A 23,822-nucleotide genomic window follows, 5' to 3' on the forward strand; every position below is an offset into this window, starting at 1 on the left:
GGTGGGTGCGACATTCCGTCAAGGGATTCGGCTGTTTACGTCGCTGCTCCTCGCAAAAAGCAAAACGGACAGAAGCATAGGCTCCTGTCCGTCCAGACCTCGGGAATGCAAGTCGAGGGTTTTAGCGGGTCGTCTTAGAAGTTGTAGACAACCGAAACGCCGAGCAGGTTCTCGACTTTGTCGAGCGAACCCAGATCTTCGCCGCCGTACTCCGAAGTGTACGAGGTGCGCAGAGCGAGCGAGTCGTTCAGGCCAACTGCAACAGCCAGGTCGTTCACAACGCGGGTATCCGAGTCCGAGCCGATCAGGGTGGTGTCGTTGGTCAGCGTTACGTCTTCCGAGAAGGCGTATGCGTAGTTCGACTCAACCATGTAAGCGACTTCGTTTTCTTCGTCGTCGTTACCGAATTCGATGTAGCGGTAGCCCGGGCCTGCTTTAACAGCCCAGTCGGTCTGCGCGTCTTCGATGATGCGGTAGCCGACACCGAAGCCGATCAGCGCGTCACGACGAACCGAAGTGCCGGTGGCAAGGTTGTCATATGCGAGATCGAGCGAAGCGTAGCCGAACAGTTTCTGATTGATGTCGCGGGTGTAGTCGTAACCTGCGGTCAGAGAGTTCTTGTCTTCAACGCCGTTGGTTTCACCGTAGACGTAGGCAAGGTTGATTTCCTGACCGTTTACACCGTCATACCAGCCGTAGTTAGCGCCGATGCCGAGGTCGGTGGTGTCGTTACCCTGTGCAACGTCCGAGTCGGTCAGACGAAGCGAAACCGAACCCCACGAACCAACCTGACGGCCGGCGTTACCGAAGGTGAAGTTATCACGTTCCGCTGCGTCCTCGATATCGTCCTGAATATCTTCGACCTGATCAGCTGCCATGTTCTGGTTGGTGAAGGCCGAGGTCTGCGCTGCGGCTGCCGACGCTGCTACTGCTGCGGCAGCTGCGAGCACAAAAATGCTGGTTCTTTTTGCCATGACTTTAGTCCTTTAAGTCTTTTGCGCTTTAATTGCGCGTTGGTCACGGCAGGGAAATCGTTCTGTGAGAGGGTTTGTTCCGGCTTGATGAAACAATCAGGAGGGGCAGCGCGTTTTAGTATCATGAATGTAACGGTTGCTGCGTAGCCGAAAGATTTTCCGCGGATGCAGCACCAACAATGGATACGAATATGTTCCTGTTTTTGCTGTATAAAAAGATCCTCCGCAAGTAACCCACCGGCCGACAGATCCCCGCATCAAGATACAATGCGGCAGATTTATTTGTCGGACTATGGAACTTTAGGCGGCGCTGTGCGTACCCTGCGCGCGAGGCTCGGCACCCAAATTGCCTGGCTGGAAGTCTAAGGAATTTTCATGGGTACGATTACTTTCGTGCGTCACGGGCAAGCCAATTCCCATGCCGACAACGAAGACGATTACGACCGCCTTTCTGAACTCGGTCACCAGCAGGCAAATTGGCTTGGCGAGTGGCTGACTGCACAGGGCGAGACCTTTGATCACGTCATCACAGGCAGTATGCGACGCCATCTTGAGACTGCGCGTGGCGCAGGTTTCGATGAGTTCGATATCGATGAACGCCTGAACGAGCTCGACTACTTCAACCTCAGTAAAGCCCTCTCCGATGCGAACGGAACGCCGCCGCCATCGGGGGAGGAATTCGTTCACCACATCGGCCTTGTCATCGAAGCGTGGCACAGTGCGGAGATCCAGGGTCACGAGACCTTCGCCAGTTTTGAAAACCGCGTTGCGCAGGTTCTCGACCTCGCCGTGCAGCCCGGTCGCAATGTGCTTTGCATCACGTCTGGAGGGGTGATCGCTATGATCATGCGACATTTGCTCGACCTCGCGCCGCGCCAAATGGCGATGATGACCGTTCCGATTTACAACAGCTCGCTTCACCGCGTTCATGTTTCGCCGGTGGGGCCGCTCCTCGCTGGTTTCAATGCAATTCCCCATTTGGAGGCCGCAGACCGTGTCCACGCCCGCACCCACTTCTAACGTCCATCTCTGGGTCCGCGCAGAGCAACGCCCGCGCGAAGAGCGTGTCGGCCTGACGCCGAGCGGCGCCGCAGAACTCATCGCTAAGGGATTCCGCGTGACGGTCGAGGAAAGCTCGCAACGTATCATCCCGATTGCCGAATATACCGCTGTCGGCTGTGAAACTGCGCCAGAAGGAAGCTGGGAAGATGCGCCCGCGGACGCGATCATCTTCGGCCTGAAAGAGCTGCCTGAAACCGGCACCCCGCTCAAACACCGCCACATCATGTTCGGCCACGCTTACAAGGGGCAGGCATCAGGCCGCGTTCTGCTGGATCGTTTGAAGGCTGGCGGAGGTACGCTCTATGACCTCGAATATCTGACCTTGGAGAACGGCCGCCGCGTTGCGGCCTTTGGATATTGGGCAGGTTATGCAGGCGCTGCGGTCAGCGGATTGGCCTTTGCCGCGCAGGCCAAGGGCGAAACCTGTCCGCCTGTTGATACATTCCCGAGCGCGGAGGCAATGGCGCAAGCTGTTCGTGATGCTTTGGGCGGCGCCACACCCAGCGCGTTGATTATCGGCGCTCTGGGCCGCGTCGGAACGGGTGCTGCCGACCTCTGCGAGCGGGCGGGAATTTCCGTTACCAAATGGGACATGGCTGAAACCGCTAGCGGCGGCCCGTTCCCCGAAGTGCTGGAACATGACCTATTCTTCAACTGCATCCTCGCGAGCCCGGGTTGCCCCGTGTTCGTCCCCGAAAGCGCCAAAACGGCAGAGCGGAACCTACGGGTGATCGGTGACGTCGCCTGCGATCCGCAAAGCGACTTCTCGCCTGTCAAAGTGTACGACCACGAGACCTCGTGGGCCGAGCCGGTCGTCCGTGCGCATGACAATCCGGTGCTCGACGTGATGGCAATCGACAATCTGCCGTCTCTTTTGCCGAAAGAAAGCAGCGAGGATTACGCTTCCCAGCTCCTCCCGCATCTGGCCACGCTGAACCGGATCGACGACGACGTTTGGGGCCGCGCCAAGGCGATTTTCGACGAGAATGTCTGAGACTTAGCTCGCCGTCTCGACGCAGTGACGGCGGAATGCACGCTTGAGAAGGTCCAGCTCCGCACGGAGTTGGGCCACTTCCGCCCGAATATCCTCTTCCATCACATCTCCGCACACGAGAACGAAGTCACCGATGGTTTCGTCCGTTTCCGCGTCAATCACGAGGAAGGTCTGGATGCCGTCGGAAATATAATCCGATGGGATCGCGCAAGATACGCGGTAGCCGCCGTCGGCCTCGCGCACGGTCACATCCGGCAACTCTTCACCCAAGATCCGTACGGCAATTTTCGGCTGTGTCGACGCGCCGGTGACGACGGCCTCCCACTTGCCGCCCAAAATACGCGACTGTCCGATTGTGAGGGTCATTCAGGGCTCCTGTTCAGAGGTCGGCACGCGGATAGCGGCAGAATGTGACATCGCGGATCGTAACCTGATTCATCTGCGGTCCTTCGAAAATCAGATCGACCCAAGCCTGCTCGATCCGTTTTTCATTCAGGTCCGAATATCCCAAGTCGAACTCCACGCTCACATGATCGGCGTTCAGGTCCAGTTCGCGCACGATCTGTTCGACGTTCGGGCCGTGTTTGATGTTGAGGCGCGCAAAAATCTCGATGGGGCGCTCGCACTGGACGATCGGCTCCATCCGGATCAGGTGGCGGGTTTTCAGACCGTCACACGCGCTATCCGGCAGGTCGATCGCGAGGCTGAGAAACGTGCCGGCGAATTCGTACACCTCCAGCCGTAGACCGAACGGCGCAAGATCGGCCTCTCGCGTGTTGCGCAACTGGCGGAAGGCCATCTCGTTATAGCGGCAATCGTGGAACAGCGTGATTTCATCGCCAATAACAGTCCGCGAAGCAACAGACACAACGCCGCGTTCAGCCAACGGGGCGCGCCAAGTGTTGGGCCGCCACGACCAGTCTGTACCGCGCGGACGGGGAAATTGCTCAGACCCGACAGCAGGCAGCAGCAAACGTTCGTTCGCGTGTCTGATACCATTGTCCAAAAGCGCGCGCCAACGGCGCATACGGGAACGCGCGGGGCGCAGGTCCTCGAATGTCAGCTTCGAAACATCCTGACGAAGCCGCTCGATACGGGCAGACGTCAGTCGATTTCTCCAGCGGCTGATCAGACCCATATCCGGTAGGTTCCTGCTAACATTCTACGATTTTGAAACTTCAACAGCGACTGGCCGTCGGGTCAAGCTGGTAACCGCTATTCCCGATTCACTGCAACTGTCTGATGTAAAAGAGATAGCCCCTCGGCGTTTTCGACAGGTAAATGCGCATAGCCGCGCACCGAAACGGTCATCAAACGACCGCCCGCATCGAAGAACGCCCGCCACTCGCTCTGTTCGAGGTTCGCAAAACGCGGACGACCCATATCGGTGAAGTGGACTTCGACTGTGTTACCGACCATCTCAACCGCGTCGATCTGGATCGATTGCGCATTGCCGTCCGAAGCGAGTACGCCGCCACCCGCTTCAGTACGTAGCAGGTCGCGCAGCTTTTCCTCGTTCCCAGCGATCACGGCTGAGCCGGCCGAGCCGACCTGAACCGTAATCACAGCATCCGTTTCGGGCCGCGTGGTCGAGATCGACTGTACGTAGCATGGCGCCATTGCGACAAATCCGTGCTCGGGCAGGCTGGCCTCGGTGATGATGCAATATCCCTCAGGGGCTTTCACGCGCGCTTCGCCGCCATAAACCGCCTGATTGCGCACCGGCAATCGCAGCGCCCCTTCGGCACAAGCGGCCAGAAAGAGCGACGCACCGATCAGTGTGCCCTTGATCCACAAGCCGTAACGCATGAGTGCTCCCGTTTGTCCCGCCAAGAGGTGTACGGAACTCGGCCAAATCAAACAACTCCAATGAGTTATAAAATTGCGGCGATCTTGCGGAGGGCAGATGCGGCGCACTACATTGAGCGCCATGACATTGCCCGCTGCGTACCGGCCCCTTCGCGCTTTTGCCGAAGCTGCCCGCCCGAATGATGCTCCGCTCCGTACGCTCACCGGCTTTTTCATGGTCGGAATGGGCTACTACCTGCTGTTTCCGCTTGTCCTCGGCCCGTTTGTCTACGGCGACGAGTTCGAGATGTCGGACCCGATGCCGCTGGACGGATTGCTGCTTTTGCTGGCTCCGCTTGTCGGTCTGCTGCTTCTTCGCCTCATCCTCTACCGCCTCCATGGGCGCGGGCTGCGTAGCGCGATGGGCAATCCGTTGTCGGCGGCTAATATCGCGGTGCCGATCGGAGCATTCGCCCTGCTGATCTCGCTCGTCGCGATGCTTTTGCCGCCTTGGGTCGTGCTGTTCGAAGTTGCGCCGATCGTTCCATGGTTCATCACCATGGTGATTGGCCTCCCGCTCCTGCTCATTCAGGTCAGTTTCGAAGAGATCCTGTTCCGCGGCTACCTCCAGCAACAGATCGCAGCACGGACCGAAAACCCTCTGCTCTGGATGGTGTTGCCGTCGGTGATCTTTGGCGGAGCGCACTTCTTCAATGCCGAGACGACCTACTATGGCATCGCCTATTCGATGTGGGCCACCATGCTCGGGCTGGCATTTGCCGACCTCACGGCCCGCCACGGCACCCTTGGCCCCGCCATCGCATTGCATTTCGCCATCAACTTCAGCCGCATGTTTGTCGTCGGCTCGGACGACACGCCGTTTGCGGCACTTGCGCTCTTGCGCGTGAGTGTCATGTCAGATGCCGCACCATTCGAAGCGGATGTCTTTTTGCAACCCGAGGGAATTGGCGTTATTTTCGGCCTCGTATTGGTGTGTGCCATTCAAATCGCGCCGCTTTGGTTGCTGGCGCGCTACATCATCAGGCGTTGATTGCATTTCCCAAAGGGCAGGCTTATGTCCCTTGTGACAGCGAATAAAGGCTTTCGGAATGAACTGGATTACAAACTACGTCCGCCCCACGATTACATCGCTCTTCGCCCGCCGCGAAGTACCTGACAATCTGTGGACCAAGTGTGACGAGTGCGGAACGATGTTGTTCCACCGTGAACTCGCCGACAACCAGAACGTCTGCACCAACTGTGGTCACCACATGGCGATCACCCCGCGCGAGCGTTTCAACGCTCTGTTCGACGGCGGTGTCTTCACCGAAGTCAGCGTTCCGGAGCCGATCGAAGATCCGCTGAAGTTCCGTGATCAGAAGAAATACACCGACCGCATGAAAGCCGCCCAGAAAAAGACGGGCGAAAAAGAAGCCATGCTGGTAGCCGAAGGCGAGATTTTCTGCACGCCCATCGTCGCCGCCGCGCAGGACTTCAGCTTCATGGGCGGTTCTATGTCGATGTACGTCGGCAACGCCATCATCGCTGCTGCCGAGCGTGCTGTCGCTCTGGGCCGTCCGCTGGTTCTTTATTCGGCAGCTGGCGGCGCGCGTATGCAGGAAGGCATCCTTTCGCTGATGCAGATGCCGCGCACCACGATCGCGGTCGACATGCTCAAAGAAGCCGGCCTGCCCTATATCGTCGTGCTCACCCACCCGACCACCGGCGGCGTAACTGCCTCCTACGCGATGCTGGGCGACGTCCACATTGCAGAGCCGAACGCGCTGATCTGCTTTGCCGGTCCCCGCGTGATCGAACAGACGATCCGTGAAAAACTGCCCGAAGGCTTCCAGCGCGCCGAATACCTGCTCGACCACGGTATGCTCGACCGCGTGACCCCGCGCACGAAGCAGAAGGAAGAGCTGGCGACGATCATCCGCTTGATGATGGGCATGGAGCCCGCTGTGATCGCCGAACTGCCCGAGCCGGACAGCGAAGCTATCGCTCTTCCCGAAACTCCGGCACCCCAGCCGGAAGCCGAGAAGTAATCAGGTTTCTGCGGCCATGCCGTAATACGAACGACCTATGCCGCGCCGCGAGTTATTTCGCGGCGCGTTTTTTGTAAAAGACACCTACAGCCAACCTTGGAGCCCCGCATGACCTCCGACGTCGTCCTTGAACGCCTGATGAGCCTCCACCCCAAAGTGATCGACCTCGTGCTCGACCGCGTGTGGCGTCTGCTGGACGCGCTGGACCACCCCGAGCAAAAACTGCCGCCGGTTATCCACGTCGCGGGCACCAACGGCAAAGGCTCGACCCAAGCGATGATCCGCGCCGGTCTCGAAGCCGCGGGCAAATCGGTCCACGCCTACACCTCGCCCCACCTCGCCCGTTTCCACGAACGCATCCGCCTTGCTGGTGAGTTGATCAGCGAAGAACACCTGATGGCCGTGCTGGAAGAATGCGAAACCGCGAACGGCGGCGAACCGATTACCTACTTCGAGATCACGACCGTCGCCGCCCTGTTGGCCATGTCGCGCACCCCTGCCGACTACACGCTTCTCGAAGTCGGCCTCGGCGGTCGCCTCGACGCCACGAACGTTGTCGACAAACCCGCACTGACCATCATCACGCCCGTTTCCATTGACCACGAACAGTTCCTTGGAAATACGCTCGCCAAAATCGCCACCGAAAAGGCTGGCATCATCAAGCGCGGCATTCCCTGCATCGTTGGTCCGCAACAGGACGAAGCGATGGATGTCATCGAAGCCACAGCCGCCCGTCTCGGCGCGCCCATCATCGCTTACGGCCAGCACTGGCACAGCTATGAAGAAAACGGTCGCCTCATCTATCAGGACGAACGCAGCCTACTCGACCTGCCCCTGCCCGTGCTCCCCGGCCCGCACCAGATCCAGAACGCTGGCGCCGCCATCGCCGCACTCCGCCATCTCGGCTATGACGAAGCGGCTGCCGAAGGCGCGGTCACCAAAACCTCTTGGCCCGCCCGTATGCAGCGCCTCAAAACCGGTCCGCTGGTCGACGCCGCAGGCACCGCAGAGCTCTGGCTCGATGGCGGCCATAACGCCGCTGGCGGTGAAGCCGTCGCCGCGACCTTGAGCCGGATGTCCGACAAGGAAACCTTCCTCGTCTGCGGTATGCTGAATACCAAAGACACCGGCGGCTATATGCGCCCGCTCTCAAAAATCGCGAAAGGCCTGACCGCCGTCTCGATCCCCGGAGAGCCGAACACCCTTCCCGCCGAAACCACTGCGGACGCCGCCAGAACCGCCGGCTTCGCAGATGTCTCCATCGCTGAAAACGCGCTCGAAGCCGTCCGAGCAATCACCGCAGCGCATCCGCAGGCTCGCATCCTGATCTGCGGCTCGCTCTATCTCGCGGGTCACATCCTGCGCGAAAACGGCTGACCTTTCACGCTGACGAAAATACCTCGGGGTCCAAGGGGCAGCGCCCCTTACCCGAGCGCGACAGCGCGAGACAAAAAAGTGCGGCGCCCGAAGGCGCCGCTCATTTGGATCACATCGCTGCTTTGACCGACTGCTCCAGAAGCTCAAGCGCTTCCGCAAAGACCTCGTCCTGAATGGTTATCGGCGCGAGGAAGCGGATGACGTTGCCGTATACACCACAGGTCAGAAGGATGAGGCCGCGCTTTTGCGCTTCGGCACGAACGCGCGCCGCAAAGTCGGCGTCAGGTGCCTTGCCCTCCGGCGCAGCGAACTCCACGGCCACCATGAAACCCGGACCACGAATGTCCGAGATATTCGGGCACCACTCGCGCATTCCCTCCAAACGCTGACGCAGCTTGGAGCCAAGCTCGTTGGCGCGCGCGCAGAGTTCCTCTTCTTCGATGACATCCAGCACAGCATTCGCCGCAGCGATGCCGAGCGGGTTGCCGCCGTAGGTACCGCCCAGACCACCTGGGTTGGCTGCATCCATGACGTCGGCCTTACCTGTGACAGCAGCGAGCGGCAGACCACCCGCGAGGCCCTTGGCCATTGTGGTGAGGTCTGGCGCCGCGTCGTACTGCTCCATCGCAAACAGGGTGCCCGTACGGGCAAAGCCGGTCTGGACCTCATCCGCGATCATCAGCGCGCCGATTTCGTCGCACATCGCACGGACTTCACGAACCAGCGCGGCAGGCGCCGGATAGAAACCACCCTCGCCCTGTACCGGCTCAAGGATGATCGCGGCGACACGTGCAGGATCGAGGTCCGCTTTGAACAGCTGACGGATCGCGCCCATCGCATCCTCAACCGATGTGCCGTGCAGGTCGATCGGGAACGGCACGTGGTAGACGTCAGGCATCATAGTGCCGAAACCGGCTTTGTACGGCTGGACCTTGCCGGTCAGCGACATGCCCATGAACGTACGACCGTGGAAACCGCCGCCAAAAGCGATCACAGCCTGACGGCCAGTCGAGGCGCGCGCGATCTTAACCGCGTTTTCGACGGCCTCTGCGCCGGTGGTGACAAAGATCGTCTTTTTCTCGAAATCACCCGGAACGGCGTTATTCAGACGCTCGGCCAGACGAATGTAATTCTCGTAGGGCATCACCTGATGGCAGGTGTGGGTGAAGCGGCCAAGCTGCTCTTCTACAGCCGCCATGACTTTCGGGTGACGGTGGCCGGTGTTCACGACGGCGATGCCGGCGGCGAAATCGATGTAGCGGTTACCCTCGACGTCCCACACTTCGGCGTTTTCGGCGCGGTCGACGTAAATCTGGGTCATCATGCCGACCCCACGAGCGATTGCAGACGTGCGACGTTCAGCGATTTCAGCGTTTTTCATAGGAAGAGAATCTTTCACGGATCGGAAAACTGCCTGAGCTTACCGCTGTGCGCTCAATATGATCAAATTATTTCGACGCAGATTGGTCAGTTTCCGACCTTCTGGACACTTGACCGCGAATCAATCGATTCGCTAGATTCGGAGCAGCATTCGCTGTCCGGCACATCGCCCCACAGCACCGGTCCAGGCAGGGCGGGGAGGCGGGCCAATTCGGCTCGTCTTTCTGTTTGGGCCTTAGGCGCCCTTACCCCAGTTCGCATCCTGCATTTCGCGCAGGCGGCTTGCGGTCCGCTCGAATTCAAACGCACCCTCGCCTTCCATGTAGAGGCTTTCAGGCTGGGCCGCAGCTGAACAGATGAGCCGCACCTTAGCCTCGTACAGAGCATCGATCAGCGTCACAAAGCGTTTCGCCTCGTTGAAGTTCGTGCGGCCAAGGCACGGGATGTCGTCGATAATCAGGACCCGCACTGCGTCGGCAAGGGCGAGGTAGTCCGCAGCACCAAGCGGCTTAGCGCACAAATCGTGGAAGCTCGCACGCCCGACACCGTTGTTATAGCGTGGAATTTCGACGTCACGGCCTTTGACTTTGATCACAAGCGACTCGCTTCGCCCCTTCGAAAAATCTTCCCAAACAGCGTTCACTGCAGCGCGGGTCTCTGGCGTGATTGGCGTGAAGTACCTTTCCTCGTTGGCCAAGCGTCCCTGACGGTGATCATTCGGGCTGACCAACTCGCGAACCTCGAGCTCTTCCTTCACAAGCGCGATGAACGGCAGGAACAGCTGGTGGTTCAAACCGTTCTTATAAAGCTCGTCGGGATGACGGTTCGAAGTCGTCACAACGGTCACGCCGCCCGCGAAAAGCTTTTCGAACAGGCGACCGACGATCATCGCGTCGGTAATGTCCGTGATCTGCATTTCGTCGAACGCGAGGAAGCGGACCTCTTTGACCAGTTCCTCCGCCACCGGAGCAATCGCGTCATCGACGCCGCGCGCACGGGCTTTGCCCATTTCGGTGTGCACCCACTGCATGAACGCATGGAAATGGCTGCGCCGCTTGGGCGCGTCGATCAGATCGTAGAGCAGGTCCATCAGCATCGACTTGCCGCGCCCCACACCGCCCCAAAGGTACAGCCCCTTTACCGGTTCATATTTGGCGGACCGGAAGATGCCCTTTTTCACAGGCGGTTTCGACAGGCCGTCGCGGATGCGTTCTAGCGCGTCCAGAACCCCTTCCTGAGCGGGGTCGGCACGCAGTTTTCCGGACGCTACGGCAGCGCGGTATGCTTCGATCACTGTGGTCATATTCTGCGACATAGCGCTTGCTTGCTGCATTGGGAAGATTGGGGCGGATTAGATCTTTAACGACTGACCATCACAATTTTTCATTGTCGCCGCCTCGACGATGAATTGACGCGATGAAAAACCCGCACCAATGATCGCACCATGGAACAGAAAACCCCGCTCTTGAGCCCCGTTTTGATCGCCGGCTGTATTATCGTGATGATCGGCTTTGCCATTCGTGCATCGTTCGGGGTGTTCCAGATCCCGATCGCGGAAGAGTTCAACTGGCTCCGCGCGGACTTTAGCCTTGCCATTGCGATCCAGAACCTTGCTTGGGGCGTCGGCCAGCCCATATTCGGTGCGCTTGCCGAGCGTGTGGGTGACCGCAAGGCCATTATTCTCGGCGCGATTTTCTACGCCGTGGGTCTGGTTTTATCGGCGGGCGCGACGCTCCCGATCCAGCACCAGATATACGAAGTCCTCGTCGGCTTCGGTGTTGCAGGCACGGGCTTCGGTGTAGTTCTGGCGGTTGTGGGCCGCGCGAGTTCCGACGAAAACCGCTCCATGAGCCTCGCCATCGCGACCGCTGCGGGTTCTGCTGGTCAGGTGTTTGGCGCGCCGCTCGCTGAATACATGCTGGGCTTCATGTCGTGGCAGACCGTGTTCCTGTGGTTCGCCGCCGCGATTATCGCCGTTCTGGCACTGCTGCCGATGATGAAAGCACCGCAGGCGTCCAAGGCCGAACTGCAAGAGAGCATGGGCCAGATCCTCGGCCGCGCGTTCCGCGATCCGTCCTACACAATGATTTTCCTCGGCTTCTTCTCCTGCGGCTATCAACTGGCGTTTGTAACCGCGCACTTCCCTGCGTTCGTCGCCGAAGTCTGCTCGCCCATCGCTAGCGGAGGTTTGCTGGCAGGCATGGGCATCACGACCACTTCAACGCTTGGCGCGGCTGCCATTTCGCTGATCGGTGTGGCGAACATCATGGGCACGCTGGCGGCCGGCTGGCTGGGCAAGCGCTATTCGAAGAAATACCTGCTGGCAGGCGTCTACCTCGCCCGCACCGTGGTCGCCGCGTGGTTCATTCTCGCTCCAATGACGCCCATCACCGTGATCGTGTTCTCGGTGGTCATGGGATCGCTCTGGCTCGCGACCGTGCCGCTTACCTCCGGCCTTGTCGCGCACCTATACGGCCTACGCTACATGGGCACGCTCTATGGCATCGTGTTCTTCAGCCACCAGCTAGGCAGCTTCCTCGGTGTCTGGCTGGGAGGTACACTCTATGACCTCTACGGCACTTACACCTACGTGTGGTGGGTCGGCGTTGGCGTCGGGGCGTTCTCGGCAATCGTGCACCTGCCGATCCGCGAAAAGCGCCCCGCTGCGGTCGCGGCTTAAGCCGCTTCTTCTTCGGTCAAAAGACCTTCGGCAACCAACCGGTCCGCCCACCCCTGCGGGCCGGTGAATTGGTGGGTCTTCCATCCGCGTGCATCGGCGGCGGCAATGTTGTCGGCGCGGTCATCGACGAAAATCAACTTCTCGGGCGCAACGCCGCAGTCTTCTTCGACCATGCGGTAGATGTCGGCGTCGGGCTTGATGACGCCCATGTGGCCAGAGACATAACGACGGTCGAATTCCTTGAGGAACGGGTACTCCTTTTCTCCGATCTCGAAGGTCTGGATACCGAAATTAGTCAGCGCGAATACCGGAATGCCTTTGGCACGCAGAGCGCGGAGCAGACGCACCGAATGTTCGATGGTCGGTGACGCCATTTCGAGCCAGTGGGTGTGCCACATCAGGATCTCATCGCGGAACGCAGGATTGGCTTCAGCGAGCGATTTTACCGCCTCTTCCCAGTTCGCGCCGCGGTCCACGCTGTCGTTCATGCCATGCAGATCGACATTGGCGAACATTTCCTTACGGCGTTCTTCGCCGATGTATTTGTCGTAGACCCGCTCGGGCTGCCACTCGATCAGCACATTGCCGATGTCGAAGATAACTGCGTCAATCGTCATGGAAATTCTCTTTTGACTTTCTGGACTTCGCGCTCGAGAGCATCGAGGAAACGCGAACGGTCCGCTTTGGAAAACGGTTTGCCACCGCCCTGCCGGAATGGATCGGCAGAGCGCAAATCGGCCATCAGATCACGCATGGCCAGCGCATTACCGACGTTGGCTTGGGTCAGCGCCTCGCCATTGTGTTTGAGGACGCGGGCGCCTGCCTCGACGCACTTCGCCGCGAGGGGGATATCGCCGGTAATGACGATGTCACCACCTTTGGCGCGGTCGGCGATCCACATATCGGCCACATCCGGCCCTTCAGGCACGATGACGTTTTCGACCAGCGGGTTTTGCGACGGTCGCAAGCCGCCGTTCGACACGACGAACGTCTTGATACCGTGGCGGGTGGCGACCCGTTCGACCTCGGCTTTGACCGGGCAGGCGTCAGCGTCGATGTAGATCACGCCCAAAGCGCCTTTGCGTGGAAGGCGACGTGTTCTTCCATGAAGGTCGACACGAAGAAGTAGCTGTGATCGTAGCCTCTTTGCAGGCGGATTGCGGCCTCGGCACGCTTCTTCACCGCAGCTTCCGCGAGCCTCTCGGTCATCAGCAGATCACCGAACTGGTCATTGGTGCCGGTGTCCACGAGCAGCGGGATATCGAGGCCCTTTTCAGCCATCAGCAGCGACGCATCGTGGGCGGCCCACTTGCTCTCATCTTCGCCGAGGTAGCTCGCGAACTGCTTGCGACCCCAGTCGCTGGCAGTCGGATTACAGATGGGCGAGAAAGCGGAGACCGAGCGGTAGCGTCCCTGAAGCGACATCGCCAAAGTCAGCGCACCGTGGCCGCCCATCGAGTGGCCGGTGATCGACTGGCGGTCCTCGTTGATCGCAAAGTTCGATGTGACCAGCGCGGGAAGCTCCTCGGCCACGTAGTCCCACATCTTGAAGTGCGGCGCCCACGGCAGTTCGGTCGCGTTGACGTAGAAGCCCGCGCCCTTGCCCAGATCGTATGCGTCGTCGTCCGCAACATCTTCGCCGCGCGGCGAGGTGTCAGGGAATACGAGCGCGATGCCTGCCTCGGCTGCCCATGCTTGCGCGCCGGCTTTGGTCATGGCGTTTTCGTGGGTACAGGTCAGTCCCGACAGGTACCAAAGCACGGGAACGGGGGCGTCTTCTGCCTCTTCAGGCAGGAACAGACCGAAGGTCATATCGGTGCCGGTGGCTTCGGATTTGTGGCGATATACGCCCTGAACGCCGCCAAAGCAGCGGTTTTCGGAAACAGTTTCCATGGAAACCTCCATCATCAAACGCTGACCCAGGCGATGACCGCCGAGATCGTGAAAATACTCAGTGCCGTGGAGACCAGAATGGCTGCCGACACGCGTGCAGGTGCAACACCGTAATGTTGCGCGAGAATGTAGACGTTGCCCGCGACAGGCAGCGACGCGGCGGCGACCATGACCGACGCAGGATAGGCCCCGACATCAAAGACCACATAGGCACAGAAGGCCACCGCCGCGGGATGCAGGATCAGTTTGGAGAAGCTGAGCCATCCCGCCACGGCCAAGCGCTCAGCTGATTTGCTGGCGAGCGATGCACCGATAGCGAACAGCGCACCTGGCGTGGCAGCAGCGCCGAGCATCGACAGGAAGTCGTTGGCGGGCTTGGGGATCGGCATTCCTGACGCAGAGATCAGCATGCCGACAATGATCGAAACGATCATCGGGTTCTTCACCAGACCGAGGCCAACGGTCGCCAGAATGCGCGGCGACACGCGGCCATCGCGACTGCCAGTTATCAGGATCACGATGAGCGAAGAGAACACGATCAGGTCCACGACCAGCACCATCATGACAGGCCCGATCGCTTGATCTCCGAGCAGCAAAACCAGCATGGGAATGCCGAGGAAGCCGACGTTACCGATGACGCCTGTCTGCGCCTCAACCGCCGCTTCGGCGACGCCCCTGCCCCGTATCATCGCGACGATGGTCACGACGATGTAGATCGCCATCGTGCCGAAGAGGTAAGCGCCCATGAAGGGCCAGTCGATCAACTGCTCGAACGACAGGTTCGCGGAGAACCTGATCAGCATGGCCGACAGCGCAAAGTAGAAAACGAATTTGGTCAGATAGGCAGTGGCTTCGGTACTGAAAAAACCAGTCCTGCCAGAGCCGTAACCAAGCGCGATCAATGCGAAAAAAGGAAGTGTTTGAAGGAAAATGGCCCACATGCGCAAAGGGCTAGCATGCCCCTTGTCTCATGCAAAGTGTTTCGGTCAGGCTCGGTGGTACGGACTTCCCGAAAGAATCGACGCTGCACGATAAAGCTGCTCTGTCAGCATCACGCGGACCAGCATATGCGGCCAGACCATCTTGCCAAAGGACAGTGCCGCATCGGCCTTGGCACGAAATGCAGGATCTATCCCGTCGGCACCGCCGATGACGAACGCCACATCCTGACGGCCGGTGTCGCGCCAGTTACCGATGGTGTCTGCAAAGTCCGGCGAGGTCATGAGCTTCCCACGCTCGTCCATGATGCAGACGAGCGCGCCAGGCGGGATCGCTTTTTCGATGAGAGCCGCCTCGGCGGCCATGCCTGCGTTCTTCTTATCTTCGACTTCGATGACGTTGGCGGGGCCGAGCGCAAGGGCCCGCCCCGTACGGTCGAACCGTTTGAGGTAGTCGTCGATAAGGTCGCGCTCCGGACCCGCCCGAAGGCGTCCTACCGCGACAATGTGAACGCGCATCAGCTTGTCTGGGAAGCACCGCCCTCAGGCAGCCACATCTTTTCCAACTGATAGAATTCGCGAACTTCGGGACGGAACAGGTGCACAATTACGTCGCCTGCGTCGATCAGAACCCAGTCACCGATATCGGCGCCTTCGACCTTGCACAGAACGCCGTGGTCGGCCTTGAGCCGCTCCACCATGTGCTGTGCCATGGCCGCAACCTGACGCGACGAACGACCCGATGCGATCACCATGTGATCGGCCATCTGGGTTTTGCCACGCAGCGGAATGCTCACCACGTCTTCGGCTTTGTCGTCATCAAGCGAGGTCTGGATTGCCGCGAGCACTTGATCGCTCTTTGCGGCTTTCTGAGCCGACGTCATCACAGGCTCCTTCTGAGCAGCACCAGCTGCCGGTTCATTGAGAGACAGAACGTCGTCCTCCAAGGTTACGCGCCGCCGATCCACCCCGGCGCTGAGTGTAGTTTTAAAATAACAGCACCCACGGGTGTTTTCAACACGACCTGACGATCACGATTCTCTGTCTGCGCTGCCTTTCGCACAGTGCCGAATTGCCGACAATACAAACCCTTGCTGTTTTCTGTTTCGCGGTCAGAAACCCAACTCGTGAAATGGGGCGTAAATAAGGCACAAAACATGCTTATACGTTGACGCATAATGGGTAGGCACTTAATCCTTTCGTATATTTGGATTGGGTGTTCACATGCTGTTACTTTTTCTTCCCGGCATTCTGCTTGCCGCTTGGGGTATCTCCGCGATTTTCGATGGTGACGGCGGCGACGTCACCGATGACGAAAATGGCGGCGGTGGCGACGAAAACGAAACCATGGACGCCACCCACCTTGCCGACGACATCATCGGCACCGATGACGACGACATCATCGACGCTCTGGGCGGAGACGATACGATCACGGCAGGTGCGGGCGACGACGTCATCAATGGCCGCTTTGGCGATGACCTGATCTACGGCGGCGCAGGTAGCGACGCGATTGATGCGGGCCCCAACGACGACACCGTCTATGGCGATGATGACGACGGCGACGATGGTGACGACTTCATCGCCGGCGGCGACGGCATGGATACGCTCTTTGGCGGCGGCGCGTCTGACTACCTCTTTGGCGGCAACGGCGTCGATAAGCTGTATGGCGGCGAAGGTAACGACTACGTCTACGGCGGTGCGAGCGCTGACTTCCTCGCGGGCAACGAAGGCGATGACTACCTTGACGGCGGCAACGGTGACGACGCCCTTGTCGGCGGCTACGGCGACGACTTCCTGACTGGCGGAGAGGGCAGCGACCTGCTTGTCGGGAACACAGGTGACGACGTGCTGATTGGCGGCGCGGGCGACACCCTGCAAGGCAATGTCGGCAACGACCTCCTCGTATTTGACGGCGATGGATCAACTGGCAGCGATACTGCAACGCTCAGCGGCAGCTACGGATCGGACTACTTCTGGATCGACAGCGCTGAACCAGGTCAGGTCATGACCGACTATCAGCAGGGTCAGGATACGCTCGTTCTTCAGCTTCCCGCTGGCCTCGGCGACATCGACAGCCTCAACTACGTTATGTCCTACATCGAGGACGGCGATAACTTCGGCACGCAGATCGACGTCTATATGGACGGTTACGACGATCCGCTGAACTCTGTCACCGTGATGGGCTACCAGCCTGAGGAGATCGACACCGACCAGATCGGCATCTACTTCTCCGAGGACCTCGACGGCACCGAATATATTGATGCTGCGGTCGCAATCGATGACAGCGCATTCGGCAATGACATCCCCACCAACCTCGACAATCCGGGCGGCGGTGATGGTGACAATGTCGAGAGCGTTCCCACGGTCCTTGAGGGCGATGAGAACGATAACACGCTGACCTACACCGACGGCGATGCGACCATCTATGGCCGTGCCGGTAACGACACGATCACCACGGGTAGCGGCGATGACGTGCTCGTCGGCAACAACGGCGATGACGAGCTTTACGGTGGTTCGGGTGACGATGCGCTCTACGGCATCGACGGCGCGGACACTCTGCATGGCGGTGACGGCGATGACTTCATCGGCGCGACCCCGACCGACGTCGCTTTCGGTGACGCCGGTGACGACTCGATCATCCTGCGCGGCAACACCGAACAATCCGCTGCCCTCTTTGGCGGCGAAGGCGATGACGTGCTCTATGCTGAAGGTTCGGCGGTCGAGATGACTGGCGGCAATGGATCGGACGTGTTCTGGCTCGACAACCAAGGCGCTGACGAGATCGCGATCATCAATGACTACGTCGCCAACGAAGGTGACGTCATGGTCGTCGAAACGTCGTACATTGTGGGCGAAGACGGCAATTCAGCTCCGTCGATCACCGACAGCGATCTGAGCTTCGACGTTCAGGCCATCTCGACCGATGACGGCACGAATTCGCTGGTGACCATGTCGGTCAACACACCCGACGGCTTCAACGGCAGCTTCGTGAACGCATCGTTCATGCTGGTCGGCGTTGCGCCCGAAGACGTGGACACGAGCGTCTTTACCGTCGCAGTCACCGAATTTGGCGGAACGGAAAATGTCGCAGGCATCGCGGCGGCCAGCGGCAGCTACGCGAAAGGCGTTGTCTACCTCGGCTGATCCGGCCAGACCAAAACAATGTTCAAGCCCGCCAATTCGGCGGGCTTCTTCTTTGCACACAGAGTTTCCTTGCGAGACTCGCGAAAAAGGCATATCTGCCCACCCATGATCCGCCTTTTTGACATGGATGACCGCACGCGACTGCGTGAACGGTTCTACGGCGAAAGCCGTTCGATCCTCGCCCGACTGTGATGTCCGCGCGGGGCGCATCGTCATGCGCCCGTCCGAAAAGATCTGACTAGCACAACATTCTAAAAGGTAAGAGCCATGTCGCCCAAGACGCTCTATGACAAAATCTGGGACGCTCACGTCGCCCATGAAGCCGAAGACGGCACCTGTCTGCTGTACATCGACCGCCACCTCGTCCACGAAGTGACCTCGCCGCAAGCGTTCGAAGGTCTGCGTATGGCGGGCCGCAAGGTGCGCGCTCCGGAAAAGACCATTGCGGTTCCGGACCATAACGTTCCGACCACTCTCGACCGTGCGAACGCGTCGACCATGACCGAAGACTCGCGCATTCAGGTCGAAGCTCTCGACACGAACGCCAAAGAATTCGGCATCAACTACTACCCCGTGTCGGACGTCCGTCAGGGCATCGTGCACATCGTCGGTCCCGAGCAGGGTTGGACCCTGCCGGGCATGACCGTTGTTTGCGGCGACTCGCACACTGCAACCCACGGTGCATTCGGTGCGCTGGCCCACGGTATCGGCACTTCGGAAGTTGAACACGTTCTGGCCACCCAGACGCTGATCCAGAAGAAGTCCAAGAACATGAAGGTGGAAATCACCGGCAAGCTGAAGCCGGGCGTGACCGCCAAGGACATCACCCTCGCTGTCATCGGCGCAACCGGCACCGCTGGCGGCACCGGCTACGTTATCGAATACTGTGGTGAAGCCATCCGCGATCTTTCGATGGAAGGTCGCATGACCGTCTGCAACATGGCGATCGAAGGCGGCGCGCGCGCCGGTCTGATCGCTCCGGACCAGAAGACCTTCGACTACGTCAAAGGCCGTCCGCACGCTCCGAAGGGCGAGCAGTACGACGCCGCTGTCGAATACTGGAAAACCCTCTTCACCGACGAAGGCGCTCACTTCGACAAGGTCGTGACCCTCAAGGGTGAAGAAATCGAGCCGGTCGTCACTTGGGGCACCTCGCCCGAAGACGTTCTGCCGATTTCGGCAGTCGTTCCGGCACCGGAATCGTTCAAGGGCGGCAAAGTCGACGCTGCCAAGCGCTCGATCGAGTACATGGGCCTGACCGCCGGTCAGAAACTGACCGACATCCAGATCGACACCGTGTTCATCGGTTCGTGCACCAACGGCCGCATTGAAGACCTGCGCGCTGCCGCTGCGATCCTGAAGGGCAAGAAGATCAAGGACGGTATGCGTGCCATGGTCGTTCCGGGTTCGGGCCTCGTCCGCGCTCAGGCCGAAGAAGAAGGTCTGGCTGACATCTTCAAAGAAGCCGGTTTCGAATGGCGCATGGCTGGCTGCTCGATGTGCCTCGCGATGAACCCCGACCAGCTGTCCGAAGGCGAGCGTTGTGCGTCCACTTCGAACCGTAACTTCGAGGGTCGTCAGGGCTACAAAGGCCGCACCCACCTCGTATCCCCTGCAATGGCTGCCGCCGCTGCAATCACTGGCCACCTGACCGACGTTCGGGAGATGATGTAATGGAAAAGTTCCAAAAAGTTCAGGGCATCGCAGCTCCGATGCCGCTCGTGAACATCGACACCGACATGATCATCCCCAAGATCTTCTTGAAGACGATCAAGCGTTCGGGCCTCGGTGTGAACCTGTTCGACGAAATGCGCTACGACCGTCAGGGCAACGAGATCGAGGATTTCGTCCTGAACAAGCCGCAGTACCGCGACGCGGAAATCCTCGTCGCCGGTGACAACTTCGGCTGTGGTTCGTCGCGCGAGCATGCTCCGTGGGCGATTGCCGACTTCGGCATCAAGTGCGTGATCTCGACCTCGTTCGCAGACATCTTCTATAACAACTGCTTCAAGAACGGCATCCTGCCGATCGTGTTCCCGCAGGACGTAGTCGACGTGCTGATGAAGGACGCCGAAAAAGGCTCCAACGCCCGCATGACTGTCGATCTGGAAAACCAGACCGTCACCACCTCGGACGGCGAGTCGTTCTCGTTCGAAGTCGACTCGTTCAAGAAGCACTGCCTGCTGAACGGACTCGATGACATCGGTCTGACCATGCAGAACGTCGATGCGATCGACGCTTTCGAAGCCAAAAACGCTGCCGACCGCCCTTGGGCATGATTCGATAGCACCAGTACTGATCTGTACGAAGAGCGCCTCCGGTTTCGGGGGCGCTTTTTCGTTGGGCAGGCCAAAACACAAGATGTTGTGCCATGAACTGTGGCAACCACGGGGAGAATGACCGGTTCATTCTGGATGGTGGCAATCGCGCATCACCTCTGCCCCAAAACCGCCACCTTAATTTATGTAAATTTACCCATGAGTTGCAGACGAAACCTAAAGTGGGCAGAATTTTGTCAAAGATGAGGCAGACCGCTTTCACTCTGCGGTTCAAAAACAAGAAGCAGGCCCGGCAAAGTATCGGAGCCAGCGATATCGAGGAAAGACAGGACGTGATTTCACGTATTGCAGGAGCAATCGTGCGCGCAGCGTTCGTGGTGTTGCTTATCGCAATTCCCGCACTTCTGCTGCCGAACACGAGCACCGATACGTCCCAGATCGTGGCGCTCATTGCCATGGCTGCGGGCGGGTTCGCGCTCATGGAATACAGCTCCGCATGTCCCAGCCTGATCGAGTTCCGCGACGCTCCGCCCTACAACCGCACCCGTTTCCTGTCACTGTTCATCGCGGTGTTCCTGCTGTCGATGATCGCGCGCGGCGCAACCGAAAGCACCACGCTGTCGATGTTCGTGACCGCCATGGGCTATCGCCTCGGCGCGCTGCTTGATTTCCCTTATTCGCCTGTCCGCCTGATGGTTCTGATGCTGCCGCAAGACGCGCCTGCATCGCTCGGCACCGCCGTGCGCACCGCCGCCGCCGTCGCTTATGTGACGTCGATCCTTTCGCTCGCGTACTTCGTTCTTTGCCTCCGCGTCCATCAATGGCCAGGTCGCAACAGTTCGCTGAACATCTGGACGAACCTGCCGACATTCGACCCGACCACGGGCGAAGACATCGTTGGCCGCCTTCAGCGTGACAGCCAGATTAACCTGATCGTAGGCTTTTTGCTGCCATTCTTGGTCCCAGCAGTTGTGAAACTCGGTTCCAGCCTGATCAATCCGGCCAGCCTGTCCGATCCTCACACGTTGATCTGGATGGTATCGGCATGGGCCTTCATTCCTTCGTCACTCCTGATGCGCGGCATCGCGATGGGCCGCGTGGCGCAGATGATCGAAGACAAACGCAAACGCGCGTCCTCCGCCGATTCATTGCAGCCTGCCTGATTTTCCTGATTATCGGTCCAGCAGTGGCCGAAACCGTTCGGATCGCCACCTTCGCCGCACCATTGTCGCGCCGAGGGCCGGGATTGCTGCTGCGCGACATTCTGAAGAGCGAAGAGCAAGTCTTGCAGGCCGCCGAGACGATCAGAGCGGTCGACGCTGACATCATTGTCCTTACCGATTTCGATTTTGACCACGGCGGCGCAGCCCTCTCCGCTTTCGCGGCGATGCTAGATTATCAATACGCGTTTGCCAAACAGCCCAATACCGGAGTGCCCACCGAGCTCGATATCGATGGCAACGGATACCTCGGCGATGCCCGCGATGCGCAAGGCTACGGGCGGTTCGAAGGCGATGGAGGTATGGCGATCTTGTCCAAACTTCCGGTCGGCGAAGTGACGTCTTTCGATCACGTCTTGTGGCGCGACGTGTTGGACAACCACTCCACCGATCCGCCCGAACTTGCCGACATTCAACGCCTATCGACGACAGGCCACTGGATTGTGCCGATTGCCGTAGAGAAGACAGTTCTCAACATTCTCGCATTCTCTGCAACGCCACCTGTTTTCGATGGGCCCGACAATCGCAATGATCGGCGCAATGCTGACGAGGTGCTTTTCTGGCTTAAACATCTCGACATCCCGCACCCGATTGTCGCCGGGAACGCGAACCTCGACCCCAACGGCGGCGAAGGTGATCGAGTGGCTATTGCACAGCTTCTCACGGACCCGCGGCTCCAGGATCCGCTCCCCGACCAGACCACCGCCGACTGGCCGGACGGCCCCGGTGCGTTGCGCGTGTCATACGTTCTGCCGTCATCCGATCTGACGGTCAAAAGCGCCGGAATCGAACGTTCAGATAGCGGACCACATGCGCTGGTCTGGGTAGATGTGGAGATGCCTTGAAGCCCTGATTGTGGCACCTTGTTTTCTTGACCCTTGGGCAGCAAACGGATACCTCGTGCCAGACCTTTTCAGACAAGGAAGAACGAGATGTCCAACCCCTCGATCCTGATCCTCGCCGGCGACGGCATCGGCCCCGAAGTCATGGGTGAAGTTAAGAAGATCATCACCTGGTTCGGCGACAAGCGCGGCCTGCAATTCGACGTCAGCGAAGATCTGGTCGGCGGCTCGGCTTACGACGTGCACGGCACCCCGCTGCACGATGACACCATGGCAAAAGCTCAAGAAGCCGACGCTGTTCTCCTCGGCGCCGTTGGCGGCCCGAAGTACGACGTGCTCGACTTCTCGGTTAAGCCGGAGCGTGGCCTGCTGCGCCTGCGCAAGGAAATGGACCTCTATTCGAACCTGCGTCCGGCGCAATGCTTCGATGCTCTGGCCGACTTCTCCTCACTGAAGAAAGACGTTGTAGCCGGTCTCGACATCATGATCGTCCGCGAACTGACCTCGGGCATCTACTTTGGTGAGCCGCGCGGCATTATCACCGAAGGCAACGAACGCGTCGGCATCAACACCCAGCGTTACACCGAGTCGGAAATCGCTCGCGTTGCGCGTTCCGCCTTCGAACTGGCCAAGCGTCGCGGCAACAAAGTCTGCTCGATGGAAAAAGCCAACGTGATGGAATCGGGCATCCTGTGGCGAGAAGTCGTTCAGAAAGTCCACGACGAAGAGTATCCCGAAGTCGAACTGTCGCACATGTACGCCGACGCAGGCGCCATGCAGCTCTGCCGCTGGCCCAAGCAGTTCGACGTCATCGTCACCGACAACCTGTTCGGCGACCTGCTGTCCGACGCTGCTGCGATGCTCACCGGTTCGCTCGGCATGCTGCCGTCCGCGTCGCTCGGCGCGCCTATGGCCAACGGCCGTCCGAAAGCACTCTACGAGCCCGTACACGGCTCGGCTCCGGACATCGCAGGCCAGAACAAGGCCAACCCGATCGCTTGTATCCTGTCGTTCGCGATGGCCCTGCGCTACTCGTTCGATCAGGGCGACGAGGCGACCCGCCTCGAGCAAGCCGTTGAAAAGGTTCTCGCCGACGGCGTCCGCACTGCCGACCTGCTCGCAGGCGAAGGCGTCACTCCGGTGACCACCACCGAAATGGGCGACAAGATCCTCGAAGCACTGGACGCTTCGCTCTAAGCTTCT

At 59.5% G+C, this 23,822-nt stretch carries 24 protein-coding genes; 12 read left to right on the forward strand and 12 right to left on the reverse strand.

The window, feature by feature from the left end; translation table 11 throughout:
* Positions 1–134 precede the first annotated feature (134 nt).
* Complete coding sequence (locus IF204_RS12585; protein WP_194097446.1) at positions 135–974, reverse strand: DUF481 domain-containing protein; 840 nt, start codon at positions 972–974, stop codon at positions 135–137.
* Positions 975–1,349: 375 nt separating this feature from the next.
* Between IF204_RS12585 and IF204_RS12590 the strand changes: the two genes are divergently transcribed.
* Positions 1,350–1,994, forward strand: a complete 645-nt coding sequence (locus IF204_RS12590) for a histidine phosphatase family protein (RefSeq protein ID WP_194097448.1) — start codon at positions 1,350–1,352, stop codon at positions 1,992–1,994.
* Positions 1,969–3,030 carry a saccharopine dehydrogenase gene (locus IF204_RS12595; RefSeq protein ID WP_322743282.1) on the forward strand — a complete coding sequence of 354 codons (1,062 nt, stop codon included), beginning with the start codon at positions 1,969–1,971 and terminating at the stop codon, positions 3,028–3,030. Before IF204_RS12590 ends, IF204_RS12595 begins: the two co-directional genes overlap by 26 nt.
* A 3-nt stretch (positions 3,031–3,033) precedes the next feature.
* Here IF204_RS12595 and IF204_RS12600 read toward each other — a convergent pair whose 3' ends face one another.
* From IF204_RS12600 to IF204_RS12610, 3 genes are all read right to left on the reverse strand, one after another.
* Positions 3,034–3,396 (reverse strand): hypothetical protein, encoded by a 363-nt coding sequence (locus tag IF204_RS12600; RefSeq protein WP_194097452.1) that lies wholly within the window; start codon positions 3,394–3,396, stop codon positions 3,034–3,036.
* Positions 3,397–3,409: 13 nt separating this feature from the next.
* Positions 3,410–4,168, reverse strand: coding sequence for a DUF6478 family protein (locus IF204_RS12605; RefSeq protein ID WP_194097454.1), 759 nt, complete (start codon positions 4,166–4,168; stop codon positions 3,410–3,412).
* A gap of 77 nt (positions 4,169–4,245) precedes the next feature.
* Positions 4,246–4,839: a hypothetical protein gene (locus IF204_RS12610; protein ID WP_194097466.1), complete on the reverse strand. Its 594-nt coding sequence runs from the start codon at positions 4,837–4,839 to the stop codon at positions 4,246–4,248.
* Between the two features lie 97 nt (positions 4,840–4,936).
* Between IF204_RS12610 and IF204_RS12615 the strand changes: the two genes are divergently transcribed.
* The 3 genes from IF204_RS12615 (at position 4,937) to IF204_RS12625 (ending at position 8,243) form a co-directional block, all read left to right on the forward strand.
* A complete protein-coding gene (locus IF204_RS12615) occupies positions 4,937–5,869 on the forward strand; it encodes a CPBP family intramembrane glutamic endopeptidase (RefSeq protein WP_194097467.1) in 933 nt (310 codons plus the stop codon).
* Between the two features lie 58 nt (positions 5,870–5,927).
* Complete coding sequence (accD, locus tag IF204_RS12620) at positions 5,928–6,866, forward strand: acetyl-CoA carboxylase, carboxyltransferase subunit beta (protein ID WP_194097468.1); 939 nt, start codon at positions 5,928–5,930, stop codon at positions 6,864–6,866.
* 108 nt (positions 6,867–6,974) lie between these two features.
* Positions 6,975–8,243: a bifunctional folylpolyglutamate synthase/dihydrofolate synthase gene (locus IF204_RS12625; protein ID WP_194097469.1), complete on the forward strand. Its 1,269-nt coding sequence runs from the start codon at positions 6,975–6,977 to the stop codon at positions 8,241–8,243.
* Positions 8,244–8,352: 109 nt separating this feature from the next.
* On the opposite strand, the gene IF204_RS12630 is transcribed toward IF204_RS12625, so the two are convergent.
* Both IF204_RS12630 and zapE read right to left on the reverse strand, forming a co-directional pair.
* Positions 8,353–9,624: a 4-aminobutyrate--2-oxoglutarate transaminase gene (locus IF204_RS12630; RefSeq protein ID WP_194097470.1), complete on the reverse strand. Its 1,272-nt coding sequence runs from the start codon at positions 9,622–9,624 to the stop codon at positions 8,353–8,355.
* A 234-nt stretch (positions 9,625–9,858) separates the two neighbouring features.
* Positions 9,859–10,926 (reverse strand): cell division protein ZapE, encoded by a 1,068-nt coding sequence (zapE, locus tag IF204_RS12635; RefSeq protein WP_194098223.1) that lies wholly within the window; start codon positions 10,924–10,926, stop codon positions 9,859–9,861.
* Positions 10,927–11,067: 141 nt separating this feature from the next.
* On the opposite strand from zapE, the gene IF204_RS12640 reads away from it, so the two are divergent.
* Entirely contained in the window at positions 11,068–12,303 is a 1,236-nt protein-coding gene (locus tag IF204_RS12640) for an MFS transporter (RefSeq protein WP_194097471.1), read from the forward strand.
* Here the strand turns inward: IF204_RS12640 and IF204_RS12645 are convergent.
* Genes IF204_RS12645 through rsfS form a run of 6 tightly spaced genes read right to left on the reverse strand, consistent with a single transcriptional unit; the run spans position 12,300 to position 16,018 of the window.
* Positions 12,300–12,920 (reverse strand): HAD family hydrolase, encoded by a 621-nt coding sequence (locus IF204_RS12645; RefSeq protein ID WP_194097472.1) that lies wholly within the window; start codon positions 12,918–12,920, stop codon positions 12,300–12,302. The genes IF204_RS12640 and IF204_RS12645 overlap by 4 nt on opposite strands.
* On the reverse strand, positions 12,917–13,369 hold the full coding sequence (locus IF204_RS12650) for a YaiI/YqxD family protein (protein ID WP_194097473.1): 453 nt from the start codon (positions 13,367–13,369) through the stop codon (positions 12,917–12,919). The genes IF204_RS12645 and IF204_RS12650 overlap by 4 nt, the downstream gene beginning before the upstream one ends.
* Positions 13,366–14,196: an S-formylglutathione hydrolase gene (gene fghA / locus IF204_RS12655; protein ID WP_194097474.1), complete on the reverse strand. Its 831-nt coding sequence runs from the start codon at positions 14,194–14,196 to the stop codon at positions 13,366–13,368. Before fghA ends, IF204_RS12650 begins: the two co-directional genes overlap by 4 nt.
* Positions 14,197–14,210: 14 nt before the next feature.
* Complete coding sequence (locus tag IF204_RS12660; RefSeq protein WP_194097475.1) at positions 14,211–15,137, reverse strand: AEC family transporter; 927 nt, start codon at positions 15,135–15,137, stop codon at positions 14,211–14,213.
* Between the two features lie 45 nt (positions 15,138–15,182).
* Complete coding sequence (rlmH, locus tag IF204_RS12665; RefSeq protein WP_194097476.1) at positions 15,183–15,653, reverse strand: 23S rRNA (pseudouridine(1915)-N(3))-methyltransferase RlmH; 471 nt, start codon at positions 15,651–15,653, stop codon at positions 15,183–15,185.
* Positions 15,653–16,018, reverse strand: coding sequence for a ribosome silencing factor (rsfS, locus tag IF204_RS12670; protein ID WP_194097477.1), 366 nt, complete (start codon positions 16,016–16,018; stop codon positions 15,653–15,655). Before rsfS ends, rlmH begins: the two co-directional genes overlap by 1 nt.
* A gap of 340 nt (positions 16,019–16,358) precedes the next feature.
* Here rsfS and IF204_RS12675 point away from each other — a divergent pair, with 340 nt between their 5' ends.
* From IF204_RS12675 to leuB, 6 genes are all read left to right on the forward strand, one after another.
* Positions 16,359–18,278, forward strand: coding sequence for a calcium-binding protein (locus IF204_RS12675; protein WP_194097478.1), 1,920 nt, complete (start codon positions 16,359–16,361; stop codon positions 18,276–18,278).
* A 267-nt stretch (positions 18,279–18,545) separates the two neighbouring features.
* Positions 18,546–19,952 (forward strand): 3-isopropylmalate dehydratase large subunit, encoded by a 1,407-nt coding sequence (gene leuC / locus IF204_RS12680; protein ID WP_194097479.1) that lies wholly within the window; start codon positions 18,546–18,548, stop codon positions 19,950–19,952.
* Positions 19,952–20,557: a 3-isopropylmalate dehydratase small subunit gene (gene leuD / locus IF204_RS12685; protein WP_194097480.1), complete on the forward strand. Its 606-nt coding sequence runs from the start codon at positions 19,952–19,954 to the stop codon at positions 20,555–20,557. Before leuC ends, leuD begins: the two co-directional genes overlap by 1 nt.
* A gap of 359 nt (positions 20,558–20,916) precedes the next feature.
* Positions 20,917–21,720, forward strand: a complete 804-nt coding sequence (locus IF204_RS12690) for a hypothetical protein (protein ID WP_322743283.1) — start codon at positions 20,917–20,919, stop codon at positions 21,718–21,720.
* The gene (locus IF204_RS12695; RefSeq protein ID WP_194097482.1) at positions 21,603–22,622 is read left to right on the forward strand and encodes an endonuclease/exonuclease/phosphatase family protein; all 1,020 of its coding nucleotides are present in this window, start codon (positions 21,603–21,605) and stop codon (positions 22,620–22,622) included. The genes IF204_RS12690 and IF204_RS12695 overlap by 118 nt, the downstream gene beginning before the upstream one ends.
* A gap of 87 nt (positions 22,623–22,709) precedes the next feature.
* Entirely contained in the window at positions 22,710–23,816 is a 1,107-nt protein-coding gene (leuB, locus tag IF204_RS12700) for a 3-isopropylmalate dehydrogenase (protein WP_194097483.1), read from the forward strand.
* Positions 23,817–23,822: the final 6 nt, after the last annotated feature.

Origin of the sequence: Marivivens aquimaris (assembly GCF_015220045.1) — a bacterium.
Lineage (GTDB): Bacteria > Pseudomonadota > Alphaproteobacteria > Rhodobacterales > Rhodobacteraceae > Marivivens > Marivivens aquimaris.